Annotated in this window: 24 protein-coding genes, 1 rRNA gene and 1 riboswitch; of the genes, 8 read left to right on the top strand and 17 right to left on the bottom strand. The window is 70.1% G+C overall.

Going from position 1 to position 23,991, the window contains the following annotated elements; all coding sequences use genetic code 11:
- Nucleotides 1-3: 3 nt before the first annotated feature.
- Nucleotides 4-669, top strand: coding sequence for a pyridoxamine 5'-phosphate oxidase family protein (locus tag ACFV9D_RS35625; RefSeq protein ID WP_385156005.1), 666 nt, complete (start codon nucleotides 4-6; stop codon nucleotides 667-669).
- 9 nt (nucleotides 670-678) lie between these two features.
- Nucleotides 679-1,317: an FMN-binding negative transcriptional regulator gene (locus ACFV9D_RS35620; protein WP_385156002.1), complete on the top strand. Its 639-nt coding sequence runs from the start codon at nucleotides 679-681 to the stop codon at nucleotides 1,315-1,317.
- A 126-nt stretch (nucleotides 1,318-1,443) separates the two neighbouring features.
- On the opposite strand, the gene ACFV9D_RS35615 is transcribed toward ACFV9D_RS35620, so the two are convergent.
- Both ACFV9D_RS35615 and ACFV9D_RS35610 read right to left on the bottom strand, forming a co-directional pair.
- The gene (locus tag ACFV9D_RS35615) at nucleotides 1,444-2,478 is read right to left on the bottom strand and encodes a DMT family transporter (protein ID WP_385155999.1); all 1,035 of its coding nucleotides are present in this window, start codon (nucleotides 2,476-2,478) and stop codon (nucleotides 1,444-1,446) included.
- Between the two features lie 41 nt (nucleotides 2,479-2,519).
- Nucleotides 2,520-3,038, bottom strand: coding sequence for a Clp protease N-terminal domain-containing protein (locus ACFV9D_RS35610; RefSeq protein WP_385155996.1), 519 nt, complete (start codon nucleotides 3,036-3,038; stop codon nucleotides 2,520-2,522).
- A gap of 218 nt (nucleotides 3,039-3,256) precedes the next feature.
- Between ACFV9D_RS35610 and ACFV9D_RS35605 the strand changes: the two genes are divergently transcribed.
- Nucleotides 3,257-3,466, top strand: coding sequence for a hypothetical protein (locus ACFV9D_RS35605; RefSeq protein WP_385155993.1), 210 nt, complete (start codon nucleotides 3,257-3,259; stop codon nucleotides 3,464-3,466).
- A gap of 78 nt (nucleotides 3,467-3,544) precedes the next feature.
- The gene (locus ACFV9D_RS35600; RefSeq protein WP_385155990.1) at nucleotides 3,545-3,973 is read left to right on the top strand and encodes an SRPBCC family protein; all 429 of its coding nucleotides are present in this window, start codon (nucleotides 3,545-3,547) and stop codon (nucleotides 3,971-3,973) included.
- A gap of 100 nt (nucleotides 3,974-4,073) precedes the next feature.
- Here the strand turns inward: ACFV9D_RS35600 and ACFV9D_RS35595 are convergent, their stop codons facing one another.
- A complete protein-coding gene (locus ACFV9D_RS35595) occupies nucleotides 4,074-4,685 on the bottom strand; it encodes a PadR family transcriptional regulator (protein ID WP_385155987.1) in 612 nt (203 codons plus the stop codon).
- Nucleotides 4,686-4,835: 150 nt separating this feature from the next.
- On the opposite strand from ACFV9D_RS35595, the gene ACFV9D_RS35590 reads away from it, so the two are divergent.
- Complete coding sequence (locus tag ACFV9D_RS35590; protein ID WP_385155984.1) at nucleotides 4,836-5,639, top strand: PhzF family phenazine biosynthesis protein; 804 nt, start codon at nucleotides 4,836-4,838, stop codon at nucleotides 5,637-5,639.
- 80 nt (nucleotides 5,640-5,719) lie between these two features.
- Here ACFV9D_RS35590 and ACFV9D_RS35585 read toward each other — a convergent pair whose 3' ends face one another.
- Complete coding sequence (locus tag ACFV9D_RS35585; protein WP_385155980.1) at nucleotides 5,720-6,517, bottom strand: CPBP family intramembrane glutamic endopeptidase; 798 nt, start codon at nucleotides 6,515-6,517, stop codon at nucleotides 5,720-5,722.
- Nucleotides 6,518-6,608: 91 nt separating this feature from the next.
- Nucleotides 6,609-8,108, bottom strand: coding sequence for a glutamate-cysteine ligase family protein (locus tag ACFV9D_RS35580; RefSeq protein WP_385155977.1), 1,500 nt, complete (start codon nucleotides 8,106-8,108; stop codon nucleotides 6,609-6,611).
- Nucleotides 8,109-8,588: 480 nt separating this feature from the next.
- Between ACFV9D_RS35580 and ACFV9D_RS35575 the strand changes: the two genes are divergently transcribed.
- Together ACFV9D_RS35575 and ACFV9D_RS35570 are read left to right on the top strand one after the other, a co-directional pair.
- Nucleotides 8,589-9,188: a hypothetical protein gene (locus ACFV9D_RS35575; protein ID WP_385155974.1), complete on the top strand. Its 600-nt coding sequence runs from the start codon at nucleotides 8,589-8,591 to the stop codon at nucleotides 9,186-9,188.
- A 335-nt stretch (nucleotides 9,189-9,523) separates the two neighbouring features.
- Entirely contained in the window at nucleotides 9,524-9,730 is a 207-nt protein-coding gene (locus ACFV9D_RS35570; protein WP_385155971.1) for a DUF5999 family protein, read from the top strand.
- A gap of 128 nt (nucleotides 9,731-9,858) precedes the next feature.
- Here the strand turns inward: ACFV9D_RS35570 and gcvP are convergent, their stop codons facing one another.
- Nucleotides 9,859-12,744 (bottom strand): aminomethyl-transferring glycine dehydrogenase, encoded by a 2,886-nt coding sequence (gcvP, locus tag ACFV9D_RS35565; protein ID WP_385155968.1) that lies wholly within the window; start codon nucleotides 12,742-12,744, stop codon nucleotides 9,859-9,861.
- 179 nt (nucleotides 12,745-12,923) lie between these two features.
- Nucleotides 12,924-13,022, bottom strand: a riboswitch (glycine riboswitch).
- Nucleotides 13,023-13,136: 114 nt separating this feature from the next.
- On the opposite strand from gcvP, the gene ACFV9D_RS35560 reads away from it, so the two are divergent.
- The gene (locus ACFV9D_RS35560) at nucleotides 13,137-13,505 is read left to right on the top strand and encodes a PRC-barrel domain-containing protein (protein WP_385155965.1); all 369 of its coding nucleotides are present in this window, start codon (nucleotides 13,137-13,139) and stop codon (nucleotides 13,503-13,505) included.
- Between the two features lie 148 nt (nucleotides 13,506-13,653).
- On the opposite strand, the gene ACFV9D_RS35555 is transcribed toward ACFV9D_RS35560, so the two are convergent.
- The 11 genes from ACFV9D_RS35555 to rrf form a co-directional block, all read right to left on the bottom strand.
- Nucleotides 13,654-15,027 (bottom strand): DNA polymerase IV, encoded by a 1,374-nt coding sequence (locus tag ACFV9D_RS35555; protein ID WP_385155962.1) that lies wholly within the window; start codon nucleotides 15,025-15,027, stop codon nucleotides 13,654-13,656.
- 174 nt (nucleotides 15,028-15,201) lie between these two features.
- Nucleotides 15,202-15,831 (bottom strand): MerR family transcriptional regulator, encoded by a 630-nt coding sequence (locus tag ACFV9D_RS35550; RefSeq protein WP_385155958.1) that lies wholly within the window; start codon nucleotides 15,829-15,831, stop codon nucleotides 15,202-15,204.
- Between the two features lie 227 nt (nucleotides 15,832-16,058).
- The gene (locus ACFV9D_RS35545; RefSeq protein WP_158985224.1) at nucleotides 16,059-16,532 is read right to left on the bottom strand and encodes a bifunctional nuclease family protein; all 474 of its coding nucleotides are present in this window, start codon (nucleotides 16,530-16,532) and stop codon (nucleotides 16,059-16,061) included.
- 53 nt (nucleotides 16,533-16,585) lie between these two features.
- Complete coding sequence (locus ACFV9D_RS35540) at nucleotides 16,586-17,329, bottom strand: MerR family transcriptional regulator (RefSeq protein WP_385155955.1); 744 nt, start codon at nucleotides 17,327-17,329, stop codon at nucleotides 16,586-16,588.
- A gap of 29 nt (nucleotides 17,330-17,358) precedes the next feature.
- Nucleotides 17,359-18,276 carry an FHA domain-containing protein gene (locus ACFV9D_RS35535; RefSeq protein ID WP_385156084.1) on the bottom strand — a complete coding sequence of 306 codons (918 nt, stop codon included), beginning with the start codon at nucleotides 18,274-18,276 and terminating at the stop codon, nucleotides 17,359-17,361.
- A gap of 82 nt (nucleotides 18,277-18,358) precedes the next feature.
- On the bottom strand, nucleotides 18,359-19,165 hold the full coding sequence (locus ACFV9D_RS35530; protein ID WP_385155952.1) for a DUF881 domain-containing protein: 807 nt from the start codon (nucleotides 19,163-19,165) through the stop codon (nucleotides 18,359-18,361).
- Between the two features lie 5 nt (nucleotides 19,166-19,170).
- Nucleotides 19,171-19,503 (bottom strand): small basic family protein, encoded by a 333-nt coding sequence (locus ACFV9D_RS35525; RefSeq protein WP_385155949.1) that lies wholly within the window; start codon nucleotides 19,501-19,503, stop codon nucleotides 19,171-19,173.
- Nucleotides 19,500-20,429 carry a DUF881 domain-containing protein gene (locus tag ACFV9D_RS35520; protein WP_385155946.1) on the bottom strand — a complete coding sequence of 310 codons (930 nt, stop codon included), beginning with the start codon at nucleotides 20,427-20,429 and terminating at the stop codon, nucleotides 19,500-19,502. Before ACFV9D_RS35520 ends, ACFV9D_RS35525 begins: the two co-directional genes overlap by 4 nt.
- A 100-nt stretch (nucleotides 20,430-20,529) precedes the next feature.
- Nucleotides 20,530-23,025 carry a sugar phosphate nucleotidyltransferase gene (locus ACFV9D_RS35515; protein ID WP_385155943.1) on the bottom strand — a complete coding sequence of 832 codons (2,496 nt, stop codon included), beginning with the start codon at nucleotides 23,023-23,025 and terminating at the stop codon, nucleotides 20,530-20,532.
- Nucleotides 23,026-23,141: 116 nt separating this feature from the next.
- Complete coding sequence (locus ACFV9D_RS35510; RefSeq protein WP_385155940.1) at nucleotides 23,142-23,750, bottom strand: CDP-alcohol phosphatidyltransferase family protein; 609 nt, start codon at nucleotides 23,748-23,750, stop codon at nucleotides 23,142-23,144.
- Between the two features lie 149 nt (nucleotides 23,751-23,899).
- Nucleotides 23,900-23,991 (bottom strand): 5S ribosomal RNA (gene rrf / locus ACFV9D_RS35505); the annotation flags it as partial.

Genomic DNA, 23,991 nt, shown 5'->3' with positions numbered 1-23,991 from the left:
GCAATGACGGATTCCTACGAGCCGACCGAGCGGACCATCCCCACCCGCTCCCGCCACCGCGCCTCTTACGACCGCGCTACCGTGCACTCGATACTCGACGAGGCGTACGTCTGCCACCTCGGCTTCGTCCGTGACGGCGCCCCCGTCGTGCTGCCGACGCTCTACGGCCGGATCGGCGACCGCCTCTACGTCCACGGCTCCACCGGCTCGCGCCCGCTGCGCATGGCGGGCGGCAGGGGCGGCGAGGCCCCCGGGCTGCCGGTCTGCCTGACAGTGACCCACGTCGACGGCCTCGTGCTGGCCCGGTCCGCGTTCCACCACTCGATCAACTACCGCTCGGTCGTGGTCCACGGCACCGCCCACCAGGTCACCGACCCCGAGGAGCTGCGCACCGCCCTCGACGCCCTGGTCGACCACGTCGTGCCGGGCCGCTCCCGCGACTCCCGCCCGGCCGACGCCAAGGAGCTCGCGGCGACCGCCGTCCTGCGCCTCGACCTCGACGAGGTCTCCGCCAAGGTCCGCACCGGCGGCCCCAACGACGAGCCGGAGGACGCGGCCCTCCCCCACTGGAGCGGCGTGATCCCCGTACGGAAGACCTACGGAACGCCGATCCCGGCCGACGACCACGACCCGGCCATCGCCCTGCCCGACTACCTGTCCGCCATCTGAGGCCGCGCCATGCTGATCCACCCCTGGGACGCCGCCCACGACGCCGACGAGTGGCGCGGCTGGCTGTCCCGCCACGACTTCGGCCAGCTCGCCGTCAACGGACTCGGCGGCGAGCCGCCGTGGGTGCAGCCGATGCACTTCCGGTACGAGGCCGAGCCCGGCCCCTACGGCCGAGTGCTGGCCCACCTCGCCCGCCCCAACCCGCTGTGGCGGGCCCTGGACGAGAACCCCACGGTCCTGCTCAGCGTGGTCGACGACTACGCGTTCATCCCCGGCCCGTGGACGGCCCCGGAGGGCGCCCCGACCGAGCACGGCACCCCCACGTCCTTCTACGCAGCGGTCCAACTGCGCTGCACCGCCCACGTGGTCGACGACCCGGCGGAGAAGGCGGAGCTGCTGAACCGCCAGGTCGCCCACTTCCAGCCCGAGGGCGGCACCGCCCCGGTCACCCCCGGCGAGGCCCCCTTCGGCCGCCTCCTGTCGGGCCTGCGGGTGCTACGCCTCGACGTGACGGACGTCCGCGCCAAGTTCAAGTACGCCAACCACAAACCGGAGCCGACCCAGGACCGCATCGTCCAGGGCCTGACGACCCGCGCGTCCCCCGGCGACCACGAGGCGGCAGCCCACCAACGCCGCCGACGCGCCTAGGGCCTGTCCGACCCTGATCCGCCGGACAGGCCTTAGGGGTTACACCCCACCGTGCCGCAGGCAGTCAAGGACGTCCCGCGGAGCCGGCGCCACCATCAGCAGCGCCAGGCGATGTTCGCCGTCCCCCTAGGGAGCGGTCTTGCCCGCCGACAACTCGCTCTCGCGGGCGCTCGGCGCGGCTCCAGCCCCGGACTCCGCCCCGCCCCCGGACTCCGCCCCCGACTCTGACCCCGCCACCGGTTCCGTCGACGCCGCCTTCGGCGTCGACGACTGGGCGATGAACGCGCCGACGAGGACGATCACGCCGCCGATGATCTGCGGCGCCGCCAGGTGCTCGCCGAGCAGCACCCAGGCCAGCACGGTCGCGATCACGGCCTCCAGGCAGGCGACGACACCGGCCACCTGCGGCGAGAGCCTGCGCACCGACACGATGCCGGTGATGTAGGCGAGGACCGTGGCGATCAGCACGATCCACCCCAGGAGCAGCCACGCGGCCACGCCCGTACCGTTCATGTCCGCCTCGCCTCCGAGCACGGACCACTCCATCCCCCACGGCCGGGCGACGACGGTCAGTACGAGCGCGCCGATCAGCAGTCCGTACGCGATGACGCCCAGCGGGTCGACCGGGTCGGACTCGTCGCCGCCGTGGTCGGAGAGGACGAAGTAGCCGACCTGGCAGCAGGCTGCGCCGAGCGCGAGCAGCAGGCCGAGCAGGTCGAAGCTGAGCTCCGACCAGACCTGGACCACGCACGCCAGACCACCGGCGGCGAGGACGACGCCGAGCGCCGCGGCGCGGGTGACCGGTCGTCGCTGGACGAACCGGACCCAGCCGAGGACGAGGGCGGGGGCGAGGTACTCGATGAGCAGCGCGACGCCGACGGGGATCCGCGAGATCGAGGCGAAATAGCAGGCCTGGACGCCCGCGACGGCGAGCAGTCCGAAGCCGACGAGGAGCGCCGGCCTGCGACGCAGCAGGTCGCGATGGCGCCAGGCCACCGGCAGCATGACGAGGGCGGCGCCGGCCACCCGGAGCCACACCACATGAAGCGGGTCGAGTCCCGCCTCGATGAGCGGCTTCGCCGCCACACCTGAACCACCGAATGCGAAGGCCGAGGCCAGGGCTAGTCCCAGGCCGGCGCTTCTCCCCTGAGACGCGTGCATCGGGCCATTCTGACAGCACCGCGTCAGGTGCGTAACCCCCGTTACACCTGTTGAGACAGCTCCCCGATACGGTCGGCCAGCACCCCCGGATCGACCCCTGCCCGGCCGAGCACCTCGACCGCCCGGCACTCCGGATCCGCCGCGATCACGGCCAGCAGATCGAGGCCACGCGCGCGGGGATCGCCGCGCAGCGCTGCCCGCTCCCAGGCGCGGCCCATCGCGGCGGCCGCGGCGGGCGACCAGCCGTCCGCCGCCGGGTCGGCCTCGCGTACGACGCCCAGGGTGCCGGAGTCCTCGACGGATCCCTGCCAGCGCAGGCCGTAGCCGATGGAGCGCTGGACCAGGTAGCCGAGCACGCGCGCGAGCTGCGGTCGGCCCTCGAAGGCGGTGCCGACCTCGGGATCGGATTCGATGAGGGAGTGGAGCAGATGAGCGGTGTCGATCTGCCGGTCCCCGTCGCGCAGGGCTCTGCGGCGCGCGCTCGCCACGACCGTCGCGAGTTCGGCGGTGAGGCGGCCGAGTTGGATTTCCGGGCGGCGGGCCACGGGCTGCCGGGGCACGCGAGGGACAGGACTATGCACCCTCCCACCTCATCAGCCTCGGGCGGCCGGAACATCCCCGGCGAGAAGCATGTCCGCATCCCACCGGAGTTGGGCACCGGTGCACGGTGCCTCCTCCCTACGGAGGAGATTTCGGGCGTTCTCCCTCGGGGGGCGCGCGCCGCCTTGCTTTGCGCCCCGAATGCAACCACGGCGCCCTCCCGTTTCGTCCTTTGAGTATGTTCTGGATGGTCGCCCTGCTCGCACTCGACGGGCGGCAGTACGTCTACCGCGTGTACGCACCGCGGGAAGCGCTGCCTGCCGATCTCTTCTGGGCCGCGTTCCACTGCCACGACGAGGGCGGAGGGCCGCGGGCCTCCGACTGGTTCGACTCCGCACAGATGTGGTGGATCGGCGAAGTCGAAGAACTGACGGTTCATCAGTATTGAATGTTGACGGCCGCCCGGCTACGTTCCGTCGACACCGAAGACCGACGAGAACACGCGAACCCGCGAAGGGGTGGTCGTATGGCCGAAGTCAGCGCGGAGGCACGGATCGAGGCGCCGGCCGAGAAGGTCTGGGCGCAGCTGACGGACTTCACCTCGTACGGCGAGTGGAACGCCACCCACACCAACTTCCCGAACGGCGGTCCGGCCACGCTGGAGACGGGCGCCACCTTCGCGGAGAACATGAAGCTGATGGGCTTCCCCGCCGAGGTGACCTGGACGGTCGAGGAGCTGGAGACCACCCGGGTGCTGGCCATCCGGGGCAAGGGCCCTATGGGGGTCAACGTCGGCACGCGCTACTCGCTCGCGGCCGAAGGGGACGCCACCACGGTCCGGATCGACGGCGAGTTCACGGGCGCGGCGGTCTCCTTGATGGCGGGCAAGCTGAAGGATTCGGCCACCGCGGCACTGAACGAGTCCCTGCGGAAGCTGGCCGGCCTGGTCACCTGACCCACCGGCCGACCCGACGACCGACCGATCGCCCCACTGACACACACACCGAGGGGCCCCGCGGCGCAGCGCCGCGGGGCCCCTCCAGCTGTCCGACGGCTCAGTGCTCGTCGGCCAGGATCAGGTACAGCTTCTTGCGGGCCTCGTTGATGACGGCGACGGCCTTCTGCCGCTGCTCGGTACTGCCGGTCTTCCAGACCTGCCCGAACGCCTCCATCAGACCGAAGCCGGCCTGCCGGATCTCGTTCACGGCCTCCCAGTCGACGCCGCGCCCGGCCTCCTCCCAGGGGGCCTCCGGCCCCGACTCGGCCTCGGTGCGGCCGGCGTCGGTGAGCGTGAACAGCTTCTTGCCGCCCTCGCTCGCACTGGCGATCAGACCCTCGTCCTCGAGGAGCTGAAGCGTCGGGTAGACGGAGCCGGGGCTTGGCTTCCATGCCCCGCCACTGCGCTCGCCGATCTCCTGGATCATCTCGTAACCGTGCATCGGGCGGTCCTTCAGCAGCGCCAGGATCGAGGCGCGCACGTCTCCGCGCCGCGCCCTGCCCCGGCCGCCTCCGCGACCACGGCCGCCGAAGGGGCCTCCGCCCCACGGTCCACCGCCGAAGCCCGGCCCGAACTGACCGAAGGCGGCACGCCGCCCCTCGAAGTCACCGCGAGGGCCGGGTCCGCAGTGTCCGTGACCATGTCCGTGTTCGTGTCCATGTGAACGCATCGCAACGCTCCTTCCATCGGGTATACATCGTTGAACTGTCGCGATGCCTCAACGATATATCGGAATACTTCGTTTGCCAACACTCAAGCGGTCCAGCCATCCCGGATTGGCCTTGGCCTGCGGGTTTTCCACCCCGGTACGGTCCGTGCCATGCGGATCCGAATCGTCGACGCCTTCACCGACCGCCCCTTCTCCGGCAATCCGGCAGGGGTCCTCCTCCTCGACTCCTTCCCCGACGACCACTGGCTCCAGAAGGTGGCCGCCGAGGTCAACCTCTCCGAGACCGCCTTCGCCCACCCGCTGCCGCCGGGCGGCGAGGCCGACTGGGCCCTGCGCTGGTTCACACCGACCACCGAGGTCGACATGTGCGGCCACGCCACGCTCGCCACCGCCCACGTCCTGCACACCACCGGCGCCGCGACCGGGACCGTCCGGTTCGCCGCCCGCTGCGGCATCCTCGGTGCCACCGCCGAGGAGGACGGCACCATCACGATGGACTTCCCGACCTCCGAGCTCACGGCCGTGCCGGCCCCGGACGGCCTGGCGAAGGCGCTGGGCGCGGAGGCCGTGTCCGTCCACGACACCGCGGTCGGCGATCTCGTCGTCGAGCTGCGCGACGAGGCGACCGTCCGCTCCCTGGAGCCGGACTTCGCGGCCCTGGCGCACCTCTCCGACCGGGGTGTCATCGTGACCGCGGCCGCCGAACAGCCCGAGCGCGGCTACGACTTCGTCTCCCGCGGCTTCTTCCCCGGCCTCGGCATCGACGAGGACCCGGTCACCGGCAGCGCCCACACCGCGCTCGCCCCGCTCTGGTCCGCGCGCTTCGGCCGCGACGACCTGACCGGCTTCCAGGGCGGCGCCCGCACCGGCGTCGTCCGTACCCGGCTGCGCGGCGACCGCACCCTGCTGACCGGCCACGCCGTCACCGTCATCGACGGCGAACTGCGCGCCTGACCCCGCACATGACGAAGGGGCGTACGGCCATCGCCGTACGCCCCTTCAGGCTTTCCGTCCCCTACGCGTCGCTCCTTCGCCTACGCGGTCGGCAGCCAGTCCACCTTCCCGGCCAGCAGCCCGTATCCGACGAATGCGACGATGTCGAGCAGCGCGTGCGCCACGACCAGCGGCCCGACCCGCCCCCAGCGGCGGTACAGCCACACGAAGACGACGCCCATGACCATGTTCCCGACGAACCCGCCGACGCCCTGATAGAGGTGGTACGAACCGCGCAACACCGAACTCGCGACCAGCGCTGCCATCGGTGACCAGCCCAACTGCCCGAGCCGGCGCAGCAGATAGCCGACGACGATGACCTCCTCCAGTACGGAGTTCTGCACCGCCGAAAGAATCAGGACGGGGTACTTCCACCACACGTCCGGCAGCGACTCGGGCACCACGGTCAGATTGAAGCCGGCCGCCCGTGCCCCCAGGTAGAACGCGAGCCCGGCGCTCCCGATCGCGGCGGCCACCAGCGCGCCCCGCCCGAGGTCCGGCCAGGGTCGGGTCCGGTCGAAGCCGATCGCCCGCAGCCCCGATCCCTCGCGCATCAGGAGATGGGCGACTAGGGCGACCGGTACGAGCGCCGTAGCGATGCCGAAGAGCTGCCAGGCCAGATCGAGCCACGGCCGCCCGGGGGCGTACGAGCTGTTGAGCATCGCCGCCTGTTCCTTCAGCCCGCCCGGCTTGGTCAGCGAACCGACGAAGCTGATGAGGGACGAGAGCGCGCTCGCACCGAGCGAGAGCGCCAGGACGATCAGCGTCTCGGACCGCAGGACCCTGCGCGGCAGGCCGTCGGGGGGAAGAGAATCGGCGACCACTCGTTGCTCCGACACCACACCTGTCTCCACTTCCCCATCGCGTTCCGGGTACGGAGATCATGCGTGACGGGCCCTGCCGGGCGCCATTCCGGGGCCGCGGGGACGTCTACTCGATCCCCACCGGCCACCGGTGCACCGGTTCGCCGCCGTGCATCAGCTCGGCGTACCGACGGGTCGTGGCCGCCAGGGCGGCCTCACGGTCGAGGCCGGACTCCCGTGCCCGGCGGAAGGTCTCGGCCTGCCAGGAGGCGCCGTTGACCCGGCCCCGACAGCGCTCCTCGATCACACCGAGATAGAAGTCCCGGTCGGCCGGCTCGACGTGCCAGGCGTCGAGCCCCGCCGCGGCCAGCGGCAGCAGCTCGTCGAGGACGAGACGTACCGCGGACACCGTCGCCACCCCGCCGGAGCGCCCCGGCCGCGGCCAGCGCAGCTCGGCCTCGATCCCGTGGCGACAGGCGGCGTCGAAGTTCGCGGCGGCGTCCTCGAACGGCAGCCTCTTCCACACGGGCCGGGCCTCCTCGGCGAGCGCCCGCACCAGCCCGTAGTAGAAGGCCGCGTTGGCGACGACGTCGGTGACCGTGGGTCCGGCCGGCAACACCCGGTTCTCCACCCGCAGATGCGGGACCCCGTCCACCCAGCCGTAGACGGGCCGGTTCCAGCGGTAGACCGTCCCGTTGTGCAGGACGAGCTCCTGCAGGCGCGGCACCCCGCCCTGATCGAGGACGAGGAGCGGGTCCTCCTCGTCGCAGATCGGCAGCAGCGGGGGGAAGTACCGCAGGTTCTCCTCGAAGAGGTCGTACGCCGAATCCACCCACCGCTCCCCGAACCAGGTGCGCGGCCGCACCCCCTGCGCCTGGAGCTCGGGCGGCCTGGTGTCCGTGGCCTGCTGGAAGAGCGGCGGGCGGGACTCGCGCCAGAGCTCCCGTCCGAAGAGGAACGGCGAGTTGGCGCCCACGGCTATCTGGACGGCTGCCACCGCCTGGGCCGCGTTCCACACCGCGGCGAACCGGCCCGGGGTGACCTGGAGGTGCAGCTGCACGGAGGTGCAGGCCGCCTCGGGCACAATCGACGTGGACGTGCAGGTGAGCCGCTCCACGCCTTGGATGTCGAGGGTGAAGTCCTCGCCCCGGGCGGCGACGATCTGGTCGTTGAGCAGGGTGTACCGGTCCACGGCCGAGAGATTCTCGAAGACGAGATCACGCTGCGCGAGCGTCGGCAGAATTCCGATCATGACGACGCCGGCGTCGACTTCGCGGGCCTTGCGGTCGGCATATCCCAGACCGGTCCTCAGCTCTTCCGCGAGCCGGTCGAAAACGCGGCCGCCGAGCCGGTGCGGAGCGATGTTCACTTCGAGATTGAACATGCCGAGTTCCGTCTGGAAATCCGAACTCGCGATGCGCTCGAGGACCTCGCCATTCACCATCCGGGGCAAGCCGTCCGCGCCCGCGAGATTGAGTTCGATCTCCAGGCCCATCAGATTCTGCGGACGGTCGAACCTCTTCTCCGCCAGGAGCCTCGCGAGCCCCGCCAGGCACTGCTGGAGCTTCCTGCGGTATCTCTGCCGATCGGACAGGTCGAACCCGTCTGCCACGACCTTCTCCCCCATGGAAGCGTCCCTCCCCGATTGGGCGGCCACGGCGACGGCCGCGCGCGTCACGGACGATGATGCCCAGCCGATTGATCCATAACGCCTGCGGACCGACCCCACCGAACGCTAGGCTGGATTGAGCAATCGCCCGGCACACCCCCGGGGCACATGGCAAAGGACATATTCCGTTGCCATAATCGTGGAAAGCATGGGGTCGATATTCGGCCGTCCGCAGCGGCGACGAAGTCGCAGGCAGACGAAGCGCCCTCACCGCAAATGTTGCGAATCTCCCCCGGAACAAGGCCGGATGACGCCTTGCTCGCAATATCGGCGACGGCTACCGGAAACACCGCGTGAACACGTCTCGTATAAACTCCGTGAACGAGGCAGAGTGTTGGCGCCCGGCCATGGCTTCATGGCCCCTCCGGCCCGGCAGCCCACAGCGCCGTCGTACCTGCCCACGCATCACCGTGTCTCCTGAGCGAGAGGCGACCCACCATGCTCCGACCCTCCCCGGCCCCTGCGCCGGCCCTGCGCAGTGTCCTCGCGGCCCTCGGTTCCCCCACCGCCGTCCGCGAGGCACGAACCCCCGCCCTCCGGTCCGCCCAGGGGCCGCTGAGCCCCGAACTGCCCCTGCCCGTCCACGTCCTCGACGTGCGGGACCAACTCGTCCCGTCCGGGCAGGCTCCGCGCACCCGGCTCACCGGCTGGCGGTTCCTGATCCGGGGCACCGACCGGGCCGTCGCCGCCGCCGACACCATGCTCACGCCCGACGGCTGGTCCTTCTCGCACTTCTTCGAGGGTCCGTACATCACCGCCACCGAACGCGCCCTGCTCCAGGCCGAGGCGCTGCCCATGACGTACCAGCCGCGCCTGCTCTCCGTACCGGAGCTCTACATGCTGACGCTGTGGCTCCACGGCGACACGGAGGCCGACGGGGCATCGGATTCGCCCGCACCGGCCGATCTCCTCGTCCCGCTCGCCCCGGCGCCGCCGGGCATCGCCGCCCACCGTCCGCACCGCGTCGCCGACCTGATGCCCGTCCTCACCCTGCGCCTCGCGCCGCCGCCGCTGTTCGGCACTCCGGCGCCGGCCTGAACCACCGCACCCGTAGCGCGCACGCCCCGCGGCCCGCCTCCAGCACCGGGCCGCGGGGCGCCTTTCTGTCCGAACGCCGCCGTCGAACACCCCGCCCCGTACGGACTAGCCCACCAGGGCTACCCCGAACCACCCGAAGAGACCGCCCAGTTGAGCTGAACCGCCCGCGCGGGTGATACGTCTTCATGCAGTAGGAAGAGCTGCCGTGAAATACCTGCGGATCGACGTCCGTGGGGGAACACTGGACCAACCGAACCGACAAACGGGGGGCGGCCATGAGCACCGCATCGAGCCGCAGGACGACAGACACCACGACGCAGCGAAAGAACCCACCCATGTGCCAGCACCAGCCCGCCTGTCCCACCGCCGACTCCGCCGACCGGGAGGCGGCCCGAATGATGGCGCACCACCCGGAGCAGGGCTGGAGCCTGCTGTGCAACGGCGTCCTGCTCTTCGAGGACACCGGTGAACTGCTGCCGGACGGAAAGATCATCGCCCCGCACCGCCCGCTGACGACGGGCCGGGTGACGACTGCCGCCTGACGACCGGGCACCGTCGGGCACCACACCGTACGAGGGAACACGCCAAGGGCCGGCCCGGAGAAGTCTCCGAACCGGCCCTGACTCATGCCCTGTTGCCGAGGGCGATCAGCTCATGCTCGCGCTCACGCTCAGTTGTCGTACTCGTCCATCGGCGGGCAGGAGCAGACCAGGTTGCGGTCGCCGAACGCACCGTCGATCCGGCGGACCGGCGGCCAGTACTTGTCCGCGGCCGAGACACCGGCCGGGAAGACCGCCTCGTCACGGGTGTACGCGTGGTTCCACTCGCCGCCCAGCGCGGCCGCCGTGTGCGGGGCGTTGTGCAGCGGGTTGTCGTCCGCCGGCCACACACCCGATGCGACCTTCTCGATCTCGCCGCGGATCGCGATCATCGTGTCGCAGAAGCGGTCGAGCTCGGTCAGGTCCTCGGACTCGGTCGGCTCGATCATCAGCGTGCCGGCCACCGGGAACGACATCGTCGGCGCGTGGAAGCCGTAGTCGATCAGGCGCTTGGCGATGTCGTCGACGCTGACGCCGGTCGCCTTGGACAGCGGACGCAGGTCGACGATGCACTCGTGGGCGACCAGACCGGCCGGACCGGTGTAGAGCACCGGGTAGTGCGGCTCCAGGCGCTTGGCGATGTAGTTCGCGGCGAGGACGGCCACCTGCGTGGCGCGCTTGAGGCCCTCGCCCCCCATCAGACGCACGTACGACCACGAGATCGGCAGGATGCCGGCCGAGCCCCACGGGGCCGCCGAGATCGGGCCGACGCCCGTCTCCGGACCGGCGGACGGCTGCAGCGGGTGGTTGGGCAGGTACGGCGCGAGGTGTGCGCGCACACCGACCGGGCCGACGCCGGGGCCGCCGCCGCCGTGCGGAATGCAGAAGGTCTTGTGCAGGTTCAGGTGGGACACATCGCCGCCGAACTTGCCCGGCTTGGCCAGCCCCACCAGCGCGTTGAGGTTGGCGCCGTCGACGTACACCTGACCGCCGGCGTCGTGCACCTCGGCGCAGATGTCCGCGACGTGCTCCTCGAACACACCGTGCGTGGACGGGTACGTGATCATCAGCACGGACAGCTCGTCACGGTACTGCTCGATCTTGGCGCGCAGGTCCGCGACGTCGACCTCGCCGTCGTCGGCGGTCTTGACGACCACGACCTTCATCCCGGCCATGACCGCGGAGGCGGCGTTGGTGCCGTGCGCGGAGGACGGGATGAGGCAGACGGTGCGCTGCTCGTCGCCGTTGGCGCGGTGGTAGGCGCGGACGGCGAGCAGACCGGCCAGCTCGCCCTGCGAACCGGCGTTGGGCTGGATCGACACCTTGTCGTAGCCGGTGACCTCGGCGAGGCGCTCCTCCAGCTCGGTGATCAGCGTGAGGTAGCCCTGCGCCTGCTCGACCGGGGCGAAGGGGTGGATCTGGCCGAACTCGGGCCAGGTCACCGGCTCCATCTCGGTGGTCGCGTTCAGCTTCATGGTGCAGGAGCCGAGCGGGATCATGCCGCGGTCGAGCGCGTAGTCGCGGTCGGCGAGCTTGCGCAGGTAGCGCAGCATCGACGTCTCGGAGCGGTGCGCGTGGAAGACCGGGTGGGTGAGGTACGCGTCGGAGCGCAGCAGCCCGGCGGGCAGCGCTTCCTCCGTGGCGGCGTCCAGCGCCTCGATGTCGGCGTCGACACCGAAGGCGGCCCAGACGGCGGCGACCTGGGCGCGACCGGTGGTCTCGTCGCAGGAGATCGACACGTGGTCGGCGTCGACGAGGTACAGGTTGACACCGGCCTCGCGGGCGGCGGCGACGGCCTCGGCGGCCTTGCCGGGCACGCGGACGGTGAGGGTGTCGAAGAAGCTGCCGTGGACGACCTCGACGCCACCGGCGGTGAGGCCGGCGGCGAGCACGGTGGCGTACCGGTGGACGCGCTGAGCGATCTGCTTCAGGCCGTCGGGACCGTGGTAGACGGCGTACATGCCGGCCATGACGGCGAGCAGCACCTGAGCCGTACAGATGTTGCTGGTGGCCTTCTCGCGGCGGATGTGCTGCTCACGGGTCTGCAGGGCCAGGCGGTACGCCCTGTTGCCGTCGGCGTCGACGGAGACGCCGACGAGGCGGCCGGGCAGCGAGCGGGCGTGCTTGTCCTGGACGGCCATGTAGCCGGCGTGGGGTCCGCCGAAGCCCATGGGCACACCGAAGCGCTGGGTGGTGCCGACGGCGATGTCGGCCCCGAGAGCACCGGGCGAGGTGAGCAGGGTCAGCGCGAGCAGGTCGGCGGCGACGGTGACGATCGCACCGAGCTCGTGGGCCGCGTCGATGAGCGGCTTGATGTCACGGACGGCACCGGAAGCACCCGGGTACTGCAGGAGCACGCCGAACACGCCGCGCTCGGCGATCTCTGCCGGAATGCCCTCGCTGAGATCCGCCACGACGACCTCGACGCCGGTCGGCTCGGCGCGGGTCTCGATGACGGCGATGGTCTGCGGCAGGGCGTCGGCGTCGATGAGGAAGACACCGTTCTTGACCTTGCCGACCCGGCGGGAGAGCGCCATGGCCTCGGCGGCCGCGGTGCCCTCGTCGAGGAGCGAGGCGCCGGAGGTGGGCAGACCGGTGAGGTCGGCGACCATGGTCTGGAAGTTGAGCAGCGCCTCGAGGCGGCCCTGAGAGATCTCGGGCTGGTAGGGCGTGTAGGCGGTGTACCAGGCCGGATTCTCCATGACATTCCGAAGAATCACCGGCGGGGTGAAGGTCCCGTAGTACCCGAGGCCGATCATCGGGGCGAGGACCTGGTTGCGGTCGGCGAGCTCACGCAGCTCGGCGAGGACCTCGGCCTCGGTGCGGGCGGCGGGCAGGCCCAGCGCCTCGGCGTTCTTGATCACGTCCGGCACGGCGGCGGCCGTGAGCTCGTCGAGGGAGCCGTAGCCGACCTGCGCGAGCATCTTGGCCCGGGCTTCGGCGTCGGGCCCGATGTGCCGCTGCTCGAACGGGATGCCCTGTTCGAGTTCGGAGAGCGGAGTGCGGTTGGCGGTCATGTACGGAGGCCTCCTGGTCGTCACGACCTGCGAGGGACACCACGGCGCGGGTGCCCGGACGGCCTCCCCCTCTGTCATCTCAACCTGAGAGCTTCACCGGCACGCCAAAACGGCTCGCCGGTTTTCACCGTCGGTGAGAGCGGATGCCGTCGGACCTCCGCTCTGCTTTCCAGAGTGACCTCGTCCGTGCGGTACAGGGGCCTGAGAGATTCCGGGGAGGATTTGCTCCTTCGGCGCCTCCGAAAGGTTTCTCCGGAGGACTCTCCCGCACAGGGTCGACAGCCACAGCCAGCCTACCAGCGAGGTTCCCGGTCCCATCGCTCAAGTGGCCGACATCCCAGATGTGCACTTTCGTAGTCTTTGTAGAGCAGTTGCGACCAGTTGGAGGGACCGTGCAGACCGACATCGATCCGCGCAGCCTGATCGGCCGCAAGGCGTTCGACCGCGAGGGACACAAGATCGGGACCGTGGACGAGGTGTACCTGGACGACGCGACCGGGGTACCGGAGTGGGCCGCGGTCCGCACGGGCCTCTTCAGCCGGGACGCCTTCGTCCCCCTCGAGCCGAGCGAACTGGCGGGGGACGGCCTCCACATCCCGTACGACCGGTCCCTGATCAAGGACGCCCCGGACTTCGGCGTGGGCCGCCACCTCTCCCCGGAACAAGAGCTCCAGCTCTACCGCCACTACAACATCGCCCTCCCACCCCCACCACCCCCAGACCACGACTTCGGCCGCCTGGCCGGCCAAGAAGAAGCCTGACGACTTCACCGCGCCCGCCAGCACGGACGCATCCCACGGCCGCCGACGGCGTCCAGCCACCCACGGGAAGGCCCGCACCTCTTCATCCGAGTTGCACGGGTGGTGCGGGTGGGAACGACAAGCCCGGCCGAAGGCCGGGCGCACCCCACTACGCGACCGCCGCCGTACCCGCCCCGCCCCCCACCAAGGGCAGCGGCTCCCCGACCTCCAGCTCCGGATCGTCCACGAGAAACGTCCGCACCCGCCCCGGCGCAGACCCCGGCTCCTCGAAGCGCACGGTGACCCGCCCCACCCCGCTCCCCTGCACCCACCCGGCCCCGTACACGGCGTGCCGTACGTCGTGCCCGGGCGACCACCGCCGCTCGAAGTGCGGCGCCTCCGGCTCAGGCCCCTGATCCAGAGGTGCCTCCTCCACCACACCCCCCGCCGGCGGCTCCGCCGCCCCCGCCGCTTCCGCCTGCGCGAACAGATCCTCCTGCGTGTAGTCCGCGAGCCCGCTCACCCCCACGCCCAGCAGCCGGACCCCGCCCGTCGTGTCCACCCCCTCGAGCAGCCGCCCCGCCGCTTCCCGCACCACCACCGGGTCGTCCGTCGGCCCCCGCAGCGTCTCGGAACGCGTCAGCGTCGAGAAGTCGAACCGCCGCACCTTCAGGACGATCGTCCGCCCCGAGTGACCCGACGCCCGCAACCGGCCCACGCACCGCTCCGCGAGCCGCTCCACCTCGATCCGGATCCGCACCCGGTCGTGCAGGTCCACGTCGAAGGTGTCCTCCACCGACACCGACTTCGCGTCCCGCTCGGCCACCACGGGCCGATCGTCGTACCCCTGGGCCATCCGGTACAGGGAGGCCCCGTGCGCGCGCCCAAGGAGCCGTACAAGCTCGTCCTCGCCCGCTTCCGCGAGGTCCGACACCGTCGTCATCCCCGCCCGCCGCAGATGCTCCCCAGTGGCCGGCCCGACCCCCGGCAGGATCCGCACCGACTTCGGCCCCAGCAGCTCCCGCTCGGTCCCCGGCTCTATGAGCACCAGACCGTCCGGCTTGGCCTCCTCCGAGGCGATCTTCGCGAGCATCTTCGACCCGGCGAGCCCCACCGACCCCGTCAGCCCCGTGGTGGCGAGAATGTCCCTGCGCAGCCGCTCACCGGCCTCGCGCGCGCTCGCGCTGTTGTCGGCCACACCCCCGGCCTCCAGGTCGACGAAGGCCTCGTCCAGGCTCAGCGGCTCCACGAGCGGCGACAGCCGCCCGAGGAGCTCCATGACCTGCTCGCTGATCGCCCGGTAGAAACCGAAGCGCGGCACGAGGTAGGCGGCGTTGGGCGCCAGTCGCCGGGCCTGCGCCATCGGCATCGCGGAGTGGACCCCGAAGCGCCGTGCCTCGTACGAGGCCGTGGCGACGACCCCGCGCGGGCCCAATCCCCCGACCACCACCGGTTTTCCGCGCAGACTCGGCTTCGCCGCCTGCTCGGCGGCGGCGAAGAAGGCATCCATGTCCAGATGCAGGATCGTCGGCGCGGCTCTCACATCTCCGATGCTCCCCTACGCCACTGACAACCGACTCGCACTGACGTACGACACGCTCAGATCGCCCGGGTTCGCCCGGTCGCCGCCCGACATGCTCAGACCCCCGGGCTCGCCCCAGACGCCGCCCGACACGCTCAGCCCGCCCAAGTACGCCCCAGGCCCCGCCCGACGCGCTCAGACCGCCCGGTCGCGCCGCCGCCGCGCGAGCTCGTCGCCCGGATTGTGGCCGATCAGCGTCTCACCGGTATCGATGCGCTCCCCGTGCAACTGCGAGAGCGCCGCCTCCACATCGCGCCAGACGACACCCACCGCGATCCCGAAGACGCCCTGCCCGCCCTGGAGCAGGTCGACGACCTCGTCGGGCGAGGAGCACTCGTACACCGTGGCCCCGTCGCTCATCAGGGTCATCCGCTCCAGGTCACGGAAGCCGCGGGCCCGCAGGTGCTGCACGGCGGCCCGGATGTTCTGGAGCGCGACCCCGGTGTCCAGGAACCGCTTGACGATCTTGAGAACGACGACGTCGCGGAAGCTGTACAGCCGCTGCGTCCCGGATCCGTACGCGGGCCGCACGCTCGGCTCGACAAGGCCGGTACGCGCCCAGTAGTCCAATTGGCGGTAGGTGATCCCGGCCGCCGCACACGCCGTCGGACCGCGGTAGCCCACCACGTCCGTACCGGACGCCACACCCTCGCCCGCACTCGTGTCCGTACCGAAGTCGCCCACACTGCCGTGTAGCGGATACGGACCGTTCTCCCCGGGCGCACGCCCGAGAGAGCCCCCTGCCGTACCGTCGCCGCTGCTCATCACGCCGACCCTCCGTCCTTGACCTGCCCACACGAAGGTAGGCAGTCACTCGGGGTGCGTCAACGATCGCCACACTCGGCACGCCGAGTGATAATCACCCAGAGAGTGGTTTCCCGTGTCCCTCTCCAGGGAACGGCTACTCGAATGCTCTGACCGCACCCGGCGCGCGACAGCCAATGACCGGACCACGGCCGGCCCGCCTCACCGGCTGGTGGACCCGGCCCGCCTCACTGGCTGCTGGACCCGAAGTCCTCCGGGGAGATCTGGTCGAGGAACTCGCGGAACTTCTCCACCTCGTCCTCCTGCTCGTCCGGAATCGCGATACCGGCGTCGTCGAGCACACCGTCACTGCCGAAGATCGGCGTCCCGGTGCGCAGGGCCAGCGCTATCGCGTCGGACGGCCTGGCGCTCACCTCGACGCCGCTGGCGAAGACCAGCTCCGCGTAGAAGACGCCTTCACGGAGATCCGTGATGCGGACCTCGGTGAGCTCCTGGCCCACGGCTTCAAGGACGTCCTTGAAGAGGTCGTGCGTCAGCGGCCTGGCAGGGGCCATCCCCTGCTGGGCGAAGGCGATCGCGGTCGCCTCACCCGGTCCGATCCAGATGGGGAGGTACCGATCGCCTCCCACTTCACGCAGGAGCACGATCGGCTGGTTGGAGGGCATTTCCACCCGGACACCCACAACGTCGAGCTCGTTCACACAGCAACCCTAGGACGTGCCCGACCGGTTTGGGTAGTCGGGCCCCTACAAGATCACTGCAGCTTGAGCCCCAGAGCGGTCTGGACCAGTGCCGCGTGCAGCCGTACGGAGAGCCCGGCGAGCTCCTTCGCGGTGGCCTCCGCATGGGCTCTGGTCTGCGGATTACGGTGCCGGCGCAGCGGCGCGACCATCTGCTCGATCAGCCCCGCCTCCCGATCGGCGGCCGCTTTGACCGCCCTCAGGTGCCGCGGTTCCAGACCGAATCTCCCCAGATCCGCGACAAGTCTGGCGACGGTGACCGCCTCGGCGTCGTAGCCGCCCTCGGCTCCCGCGGTGATGAGCCCGTACGACTCCCACTCGGCGAGCTCCTCCTCGCTCACCTCGGCGGCGGCGAGCAGCTCGGCGCGTCCCACCCGCGCGGCGGTCGGACGGTCACTCTCCGATTCCCAGGCCCCGTCGAGCAGATCCCGCTGCGGGCTGGGGGACGGGAGCTTGATCTGCTCGCCCCGGGCAAGGGCGTCGAGATGCTCCCGGATGACCTTCAGCGGAAGATAGTGGTCCCGCTGCATCCGCAGGATCTGAGCGAGCCGCTCCACGTCCTGCGGGCTGAACTTCCGGTAACCGGAGGCCGTGCGCCGGGGCTCGACGAGCCCCTCGGCCTCCAGGAACCGGATCTTGGAAATGGTCACTTCGGGAAACTCGTCACGCAGTTGGTTCAGCACCGTCCCGATGCTGACCAGCCGGTCGCCCGCGGTGGCGGTGCCGTGTCCGGCACCGCCCGTCGGTGTTCGCAGCATGGACCTTCCCTGAAGGCTTCCCGGAGGCGTCACACGCCCCGCTGGCTCGAGTAGAAGACCAGCCGGTACTTGCCGATCTGCACCTCGTCGCCGTTGGACAGAACGACCGATTCGATCGGCTCACGGTTGACGTACGTGCCGTTGAGGCTGCCGACATCGGCGACCGTGAAGCTGCCGTCCTGCGCCCGCCGGAACTCCACATGGCGCCGCGACACGGTGAAGTCGTCGAGGAAGATGTCGCTCTGCGGGTGACGGCCGGCCGTGGTCAGCTCGCCGTCCAGCAGGAAGCGGCTGCCCGAGTTCGGGCCACGGCGCACGACGAGCAGCGCCGATCCGGCCGGCAGCGCCTCGACGGCCGCCAGGGCCTCGGGCGACAGGGACGGCATCGCGGTCTGACCGGTGACCTCGGCGTCGTACGCCTCGAGGCCGGAGATCGAGATCGTCGACGTCGTCTCGGACGCGCGCTCCACGGGCGCCCCGCCCCGCAGCGGCGTGCCGCAGTGGGAGCAGAAACGGCTGTCCGCGGCGTTGCGGTGACCGCACCTCGTACACACCGGCATGGACGCATCCTCCTGCCGCGGCTGACCCGCGGAGGTCTGGGTCGCATACGGATCGGGGGTGAACCCTCCACCCGTACTTGAGGTCGATGGCTCTCCGAAACCTATGCGGCCGGCACCGGCAGGGTCAACAGACGACGCGCCCTGGCCGTCGACCTCGTCACGGAAGAGCGGGCGTTCGCCACCCTGCTCCTCGCTCTGGGCGTGGCGCGGCGCGCGGTGCTTGGCGTTGCCGCCGTCCTCGCGTGCGCTCTTGCCGAACAACTTCGCAAAAAAACTCACGGGCGATTCCCCTTGACCGAAACAGACCCGCCCGTGGGGCAGGACGAACCCTGAATGAACACACCTGCCGACCCGGACATCCTCACAACGTCCGTATCCTCCGGACAGTTTCCACCACGCACCACGCTTGTGATGCGGCGACCCCCCGCAACGTCTTGCCCTTGTCGCGCGACCGCCATGCACCCCCGCCTCACTGCGAGGACGACTGAGCGTAGTCAGGCCGCTTCGCAGGTCGCAAGGCATCCACAACGATCTTCTCGGACCGGGCCACGGTCGCGGTGGCCTGCTCCTTCTCCAGTGTCTGGATGACTCCACCGGGGATGTTGAGCGCGGGCTCGAGATCCTCGGGCTTGCCGATGACCTTGAAGACGTACGGAGCGGCCACCTTCGTTCCATCGATCTCTATATCGCCGCCCGCACCCGAGAAGTAGCTGTCCGCAACCACCCGTACGTCGTTGATCTGGATCGCCTCGGCGCCCGCGGCCCGCAGCTCCTGGATCGCGTCGAGCAGCATGTCCGACTCCACCGCCGCCGAGGCGCCCGCGACGGTCAGCGTGATGCCAGGACCTTCGGCACCGACCGTGCCTGCCAGGATGCCGAGCTGCCGCTCCTTCTCCTGGGTCTGCTTGCGGGCCTCCTCGGCCTGGTCCGAACTGGACTCGAGCTCGGAGCGCTGGTTCTCCAGACGCGTCTTCTCGTCCTCCAGGCGCTGCGTGCGGTCGTCGAGCTCGTCGAGGATGCGGACCAGGTCCTCCTGACGAGCACCGCGCAGCGCGCTGTTGTCGCTGGTGGAGCGGACCTGGATGGCAAGACCAAGGCCGAGGACGAACAGCAGCAGGGCGACGATGAGCTGGGCTCGGCTCACCCGCGGCGGCCACAGCCCCGCGGCCAGCCGCTGCCGCCCGGTCAACTGCGGCTCGGGGGTGGCGGGAGTCGCCGGCGTCGCCTTGTCGTCGTCCGGGTTCTGCGGGGTCTCGGGGTGCGCGTCGTTGCTCATCGGCGTCACGCCCGGAACACGTGCCGCCGGATGGCGGCGGCGTTGGAGAAGATCCGGATGCCGAGCACGACGACGACACCGGTCGACAGCTGCGCGCCGACACCCAGCTTGTCGCCGAGGAAGACGATCAGCGCGGCCACCACCACGTTCGACAGGAAGGAGACCACGAAGACCTTGTCGACGAAGATTCCGTCGAGCATGGCACGGAGGCCGCCGAAGACCGCGTCGAGGGCGGCGACCACGGCGATCGGGAGATAGGGCTCGACCACCGCCGGAACCTCGGGCCGGATCAAAAGTCCGACCACCACTCCCACGATCAGGCCCAGTACGGCGATCAAGATGTGCCCTTCCCTGTGTCGGCCGTGGCCTGTCCGGTGGCCTTGGCCGCCCCGGCTCCCCTCGGCTCTGCTGTACGTACGATCAGGCTCGGCGCGGCCGGCAGACGCACCTCGGTCTCGGCCGAGATGCTGGTGCGGATCCCGAAGTTCTCCTGCAGCGCGTGCAGGTACTGGCCGTCGGCGCTGTCCTGGAACGCGGTGCTCAGCCGCTGCCCGTCCCCCACCGCGAGCACCGTGTACGGCGGCACCAGCGGCTTGTTGTCGACCAGTATGGCGTCGCCCGCGGCCCGGATCGCGGACAGCGATGTCAGCCGCTGGCCATTGATCGCGACGGCCTCGGCGCCGGACTCCCACAGACCGTTGACGACCCGCTGCATGTCACGGTCACGGACCCGGCCCGTGTCGGAGAACCCGCTGCTCTCCCGCGGACCCCCGCCACCCTGGTCGGTGTCCTTGGCGTCGTCGACCACGAGCTTCACTCCGGGCCCGTGCACCGGAGTCGCCCCAGAGAGCAGCGCCACCAGCTCGGCCTGGTCACCGCCGTGCTGCTCGAGCGCCTTGCGCTGCCGCTCCCCCACCTCGGCGCGGATCTTCTCGACGTCCTGCTCCAGGGCGTCGGCCGCGGAGGTCTCCGCGTCGATCCGGCCGATCAGCTCCTGCCGCTCCTTGGCGACCACCGGCGCGGAGATCCGCGCCTCTGCGGCGCCCACGGTCACCACGGCCGCGGCAAGCACGAGGCCGGCCGCGAGACCGAGCTTGGCCCGCAGCGTACGCGGCAGCCCGCCGCCCTCGGCCGCGCGCCGGGCCGAAGCCTCCGCGTAGCCGTCGTCGAGCGCGTGGTCCATCACGTTGTTCAGCAGCGACATGGACGCGTCCGGACGCGGTGGTGGTGATCCGGTGCTCCGAACGGGGTGCTGCTGCGACATGCCGCACATCGTCGCACGTCGGGGGTGCTACCGCCGAATGGCCCCACCGAAGAGCCGGGAGGCGTCCCACGGACACCTCCCGGCCCATCCGTCCCAACGGTCAGTGACCTGCGCTGTCGACCACGTTCGACCACTCGTCGAGCAGGGCCTGGGCAGAGGCGTCGTCGGGCCCCTCCGCCCACAGATGGGTGACGGCCTCGGCCGGGTCCGGCAGGACCATCACCCAGCGCCCGTCCGCCTCGACGACCCGCACCCCGTCGGTGGTGTCCACCGACCGGTCGCCGGCCGCCTCCACGACCCGGCGCATCACGAGCCCCTTCACGGCCCACGGCGTCGCCACGTCCCGCCGCAGGACATGCGCCCTCGGGATGCGGGCGTCGATCTGGCTCAGCGTGAGCTGCGTCCGCGCCACGAGCCCGATCAGTCGTACGAACGCGGCGGCGCCGTCGAAGACGCTGCTGAACTCCGGAATGATGAACCCGCCACGACCGTCGCCGCCGAAGATCGTGGACTCCTCCCGGCCGACCCTCGTGAGATCGTCCGGTGAGGTCGTCGTCCACTCCACCTGAGTGCCGTGGTACGCGGCGACCTGCTCCGCGATCCTCGTGGTCGTCACCGGAAGCGCCACCCGACCCGAGCGCCGCTCGGCGGCCACCAGGTCGAGCATGACCAGCAGCGAACGGTCGTCCTCGATGATCCGGCCCCGCTCGTCGACGAGCGAAATCCGCTCGCCCACGGGGTCGAAGCGCACCCCGAACGCGGCGCGCGCGGAGGCGACGATCTCCCCGAGCCGTACGAGCCCGGCCCGCCTGGTCTCCGCCGACTCCGTGGGCCGCGACTCGTCGAGTCCCGGGTTGATCACCAGCGAGTCCACCTGCAGCCGGCCGAGAAGGCTCGGCAGAACGAGCCCCGCACTGCCGTTGGAGGCGTCCACGACGACCTTGAGACCGGCCTCGGCGATCCCGGAGGTGTCGACGTTCCGCAGCAGCGAGCCGGTGTACGAGTCGAAGACGCTCGCCGGGAAGGAGAGGTCGCCGATCTCGCCCGGGAACGCCCGCCTGTACTCCTGACGTGCGAAGACCCGGTCCAGCTTGCGCTGCCCGGCCTGCGACAGGTCCGCACCCCGCTCGTCGAAGAACATGATGTCCACGGAGTCCGGCACACCGGGCGAGGTCCGCAGCATGATTCCGCCGGCGCTTCCCCGCGCGGTCTGCTGCCGCGCCACCGGCAGCGGCACGTTCTCCAGGTCGCGTACGTCGATGGCACTGGCCTGGAGGGCCGAGATCACCGCACGCTTCAGGGCGCGGGCACCCCTGGAGTGGTCACGCGCGGTGGTGACGGTCGCGCCCTTCTTCAGCGTCGTGGCGTACGCACCCGCGAGCCGTACGGCAAGCTCGGGCGTGATCTCCACGTTCAGGATCCCGGAGACCCCGCGTGCCCCGAAGAGATGGGCCTGTCCGCGGGACTCCCAGATGACGGAGGTGTTGACGAAGGCGCCGGCCTCGATGGTCTTGAAGGGATAGACCCGGACGTTCCCCTGGACGATCGATTCTTCACCGACCAGGCATTCGTCCCCGATGACGGCGCCGTCCTCGATCCGGGCGGCCCGCATGACATCGGTGTTCTTCCCGATCACACAGCCGCGCAGATTGCTCTGCTGCCCGATGTAGACGTTGTCGTGGATGACGGCCTTGTGAAGGAAGGCGCCGCTCTTGACGACCACGTTCGAGCCGATGACGGTGTGCTCGCGGATCTCGGCTCCCGCCTCGACCTTCGCGTAGTCGCCGATGTACAGCGGCCCGCGCAGGACGGCCTCGGGAGAGACTTCCGCCCCTTCCGCGACCCACACGCCGGGCGAGATCTCGAAACCGTCGAGCTCGACCTGGACCTTCCCTTCGAGCACGTCGGCCTGCGCCTTCACGTAGCTCTCGTGGGTGCCGACGTCCTCCCAGTAGCCCTCGGCGACATAGCCGTAGATCGGCTTGCCTTCCTTCATGAGCTGCGGGAAGACATCACCCGACCAGTCGACGGACGTGTCGGCCTCGACGTAGTCGAAGACCTCGGGCTCCATCACGTAGATGCCCGTGTTCACCGTGTCCGAGAAGACCTGCCCCCAGGTCGGCTTCTCGAGGAAACGCTCGACCTTTCCTTCCTCGTCCACGATGGTGATGCCGAATTCCAGCGGATTCGGCACACGCGTCAGACAGACGGTGACGAGGGCGCCTTTCGCCTTGTGGAAGGCGATCAGATCGGTGAGGTCGAAGTCGGTGAGTGCGTCTCCCGAGATGACGAGGAAGGCGTCGTCCTTCAGCGCCTCCTCGGCGTTCTTCACACTTCCTGCTGTGCCGAGCGGTTTCTCCTCGTTGGCGTACGTGAGCTCCATACCGAGCTCCTCGCCGTCACCGAAGTAGTTCCTGACGAGCGAAGCGAGAAACTGCACGGTGACGACGGTCTCGGTGAGACCGTGCCTCTTGAGCAGTCGCAGGACATGCTCCATGATCGGCCGGTTGGCGACCGGCAGAAGAGGCTTGGGCATGCTCGAGGTCATGGGACGAAGTCGGGTTCCTTCGCCACCGGCCATCACGACGGCCTTCATGTCGGAAGCGTCCTCCTTGAAGAGACGACGGTCCTGCCGACTTCACCTGTCCGCTCAGTGGCCCTCGGGCGTCCTCGTACATGCCGGCGACGTTGCACGGCACAGGACAGACGGGCTCAATCGGCCGCGGTATCCGCCTTGACGAGTCGACGGACCTGGACCACGTAGAGGATCCCTGCCCACCAATAGAGAGTTGTACCCCATCCGGCGAAGGCCCACCCGAAAACTTCGGCGAGTGACGAAAGCCAGCCCGTTCCGTCACTGAGCAGCAGCAAGGGGAAGGCGTACATCAAGTTGAATGTCGCAGCTTTCCCGAGGAAGTTCACCTGCGGCGGCGGATAGCCGTGCCGGCGGAGGATTCCCACCATCACCAGCAACATCAGCTCGCGGGCGAAAAGGGCGAGTGTCAGCCAGAGCGGCAGGATCTCGCGCCAGGTCAGGCCGACGAGGGTGGAAACGATGTAGAGCCGATCGGCGGCAGGGTCGAGGAGCCGGCCGAGGCTGCTGATCTGGTTCCAGCGCCGGGCGAGCTTCCCGTCGAGATAGTCGCTGACGCCGCTGAGCATCAGCACGAGCAAGGCCCAGCCATCGCTGTTCGGACCGCCGAACACAGGCCGGAGAATCAACCACAGGAAGAGCGGCACGCCGACGAGGCGAGCCATGCTCAGGATGTTGGGGATGGTGAGGACCCGGTCCGTCTGAACTCGAGTCTCCTGGACCTCCACCCGGGGGCCTCCTGTGGGAAACGTGCCAATGATGCCCCCTGACCTTACCCTCAGCCACGACGGACAAGTACACAGGGGTCGACTGTCCGATTTTGAACGCAAAAATGCCTCAACCCCCGGACAAGGTCCGGGGGTTGAGGCTAAAAATTGTTCGGCGGCGTCCTACTCTCCCACAGGGTCCCCCCTGCAGTACCATCGGCGCTGAAAGGCTTAGCTTCCGGGTTCGGAATGTAACCGGGCG

This window comes from Streptomyces sp. NPDC059875, from assembly GCF_042731085.1.
In the GTDB taxonomy this organism is placed as follows: domain Bacteria; phylum Actinomycetota; class Actinomycetes; order Streptomycetales; family Streptomycetaceae; genus Streptomyces.
The sequence above is the reverse complement of the archived record's forward strand: the minus strand, read 5'-3'. Positions and strand labels throughout refer to the sequence as shown.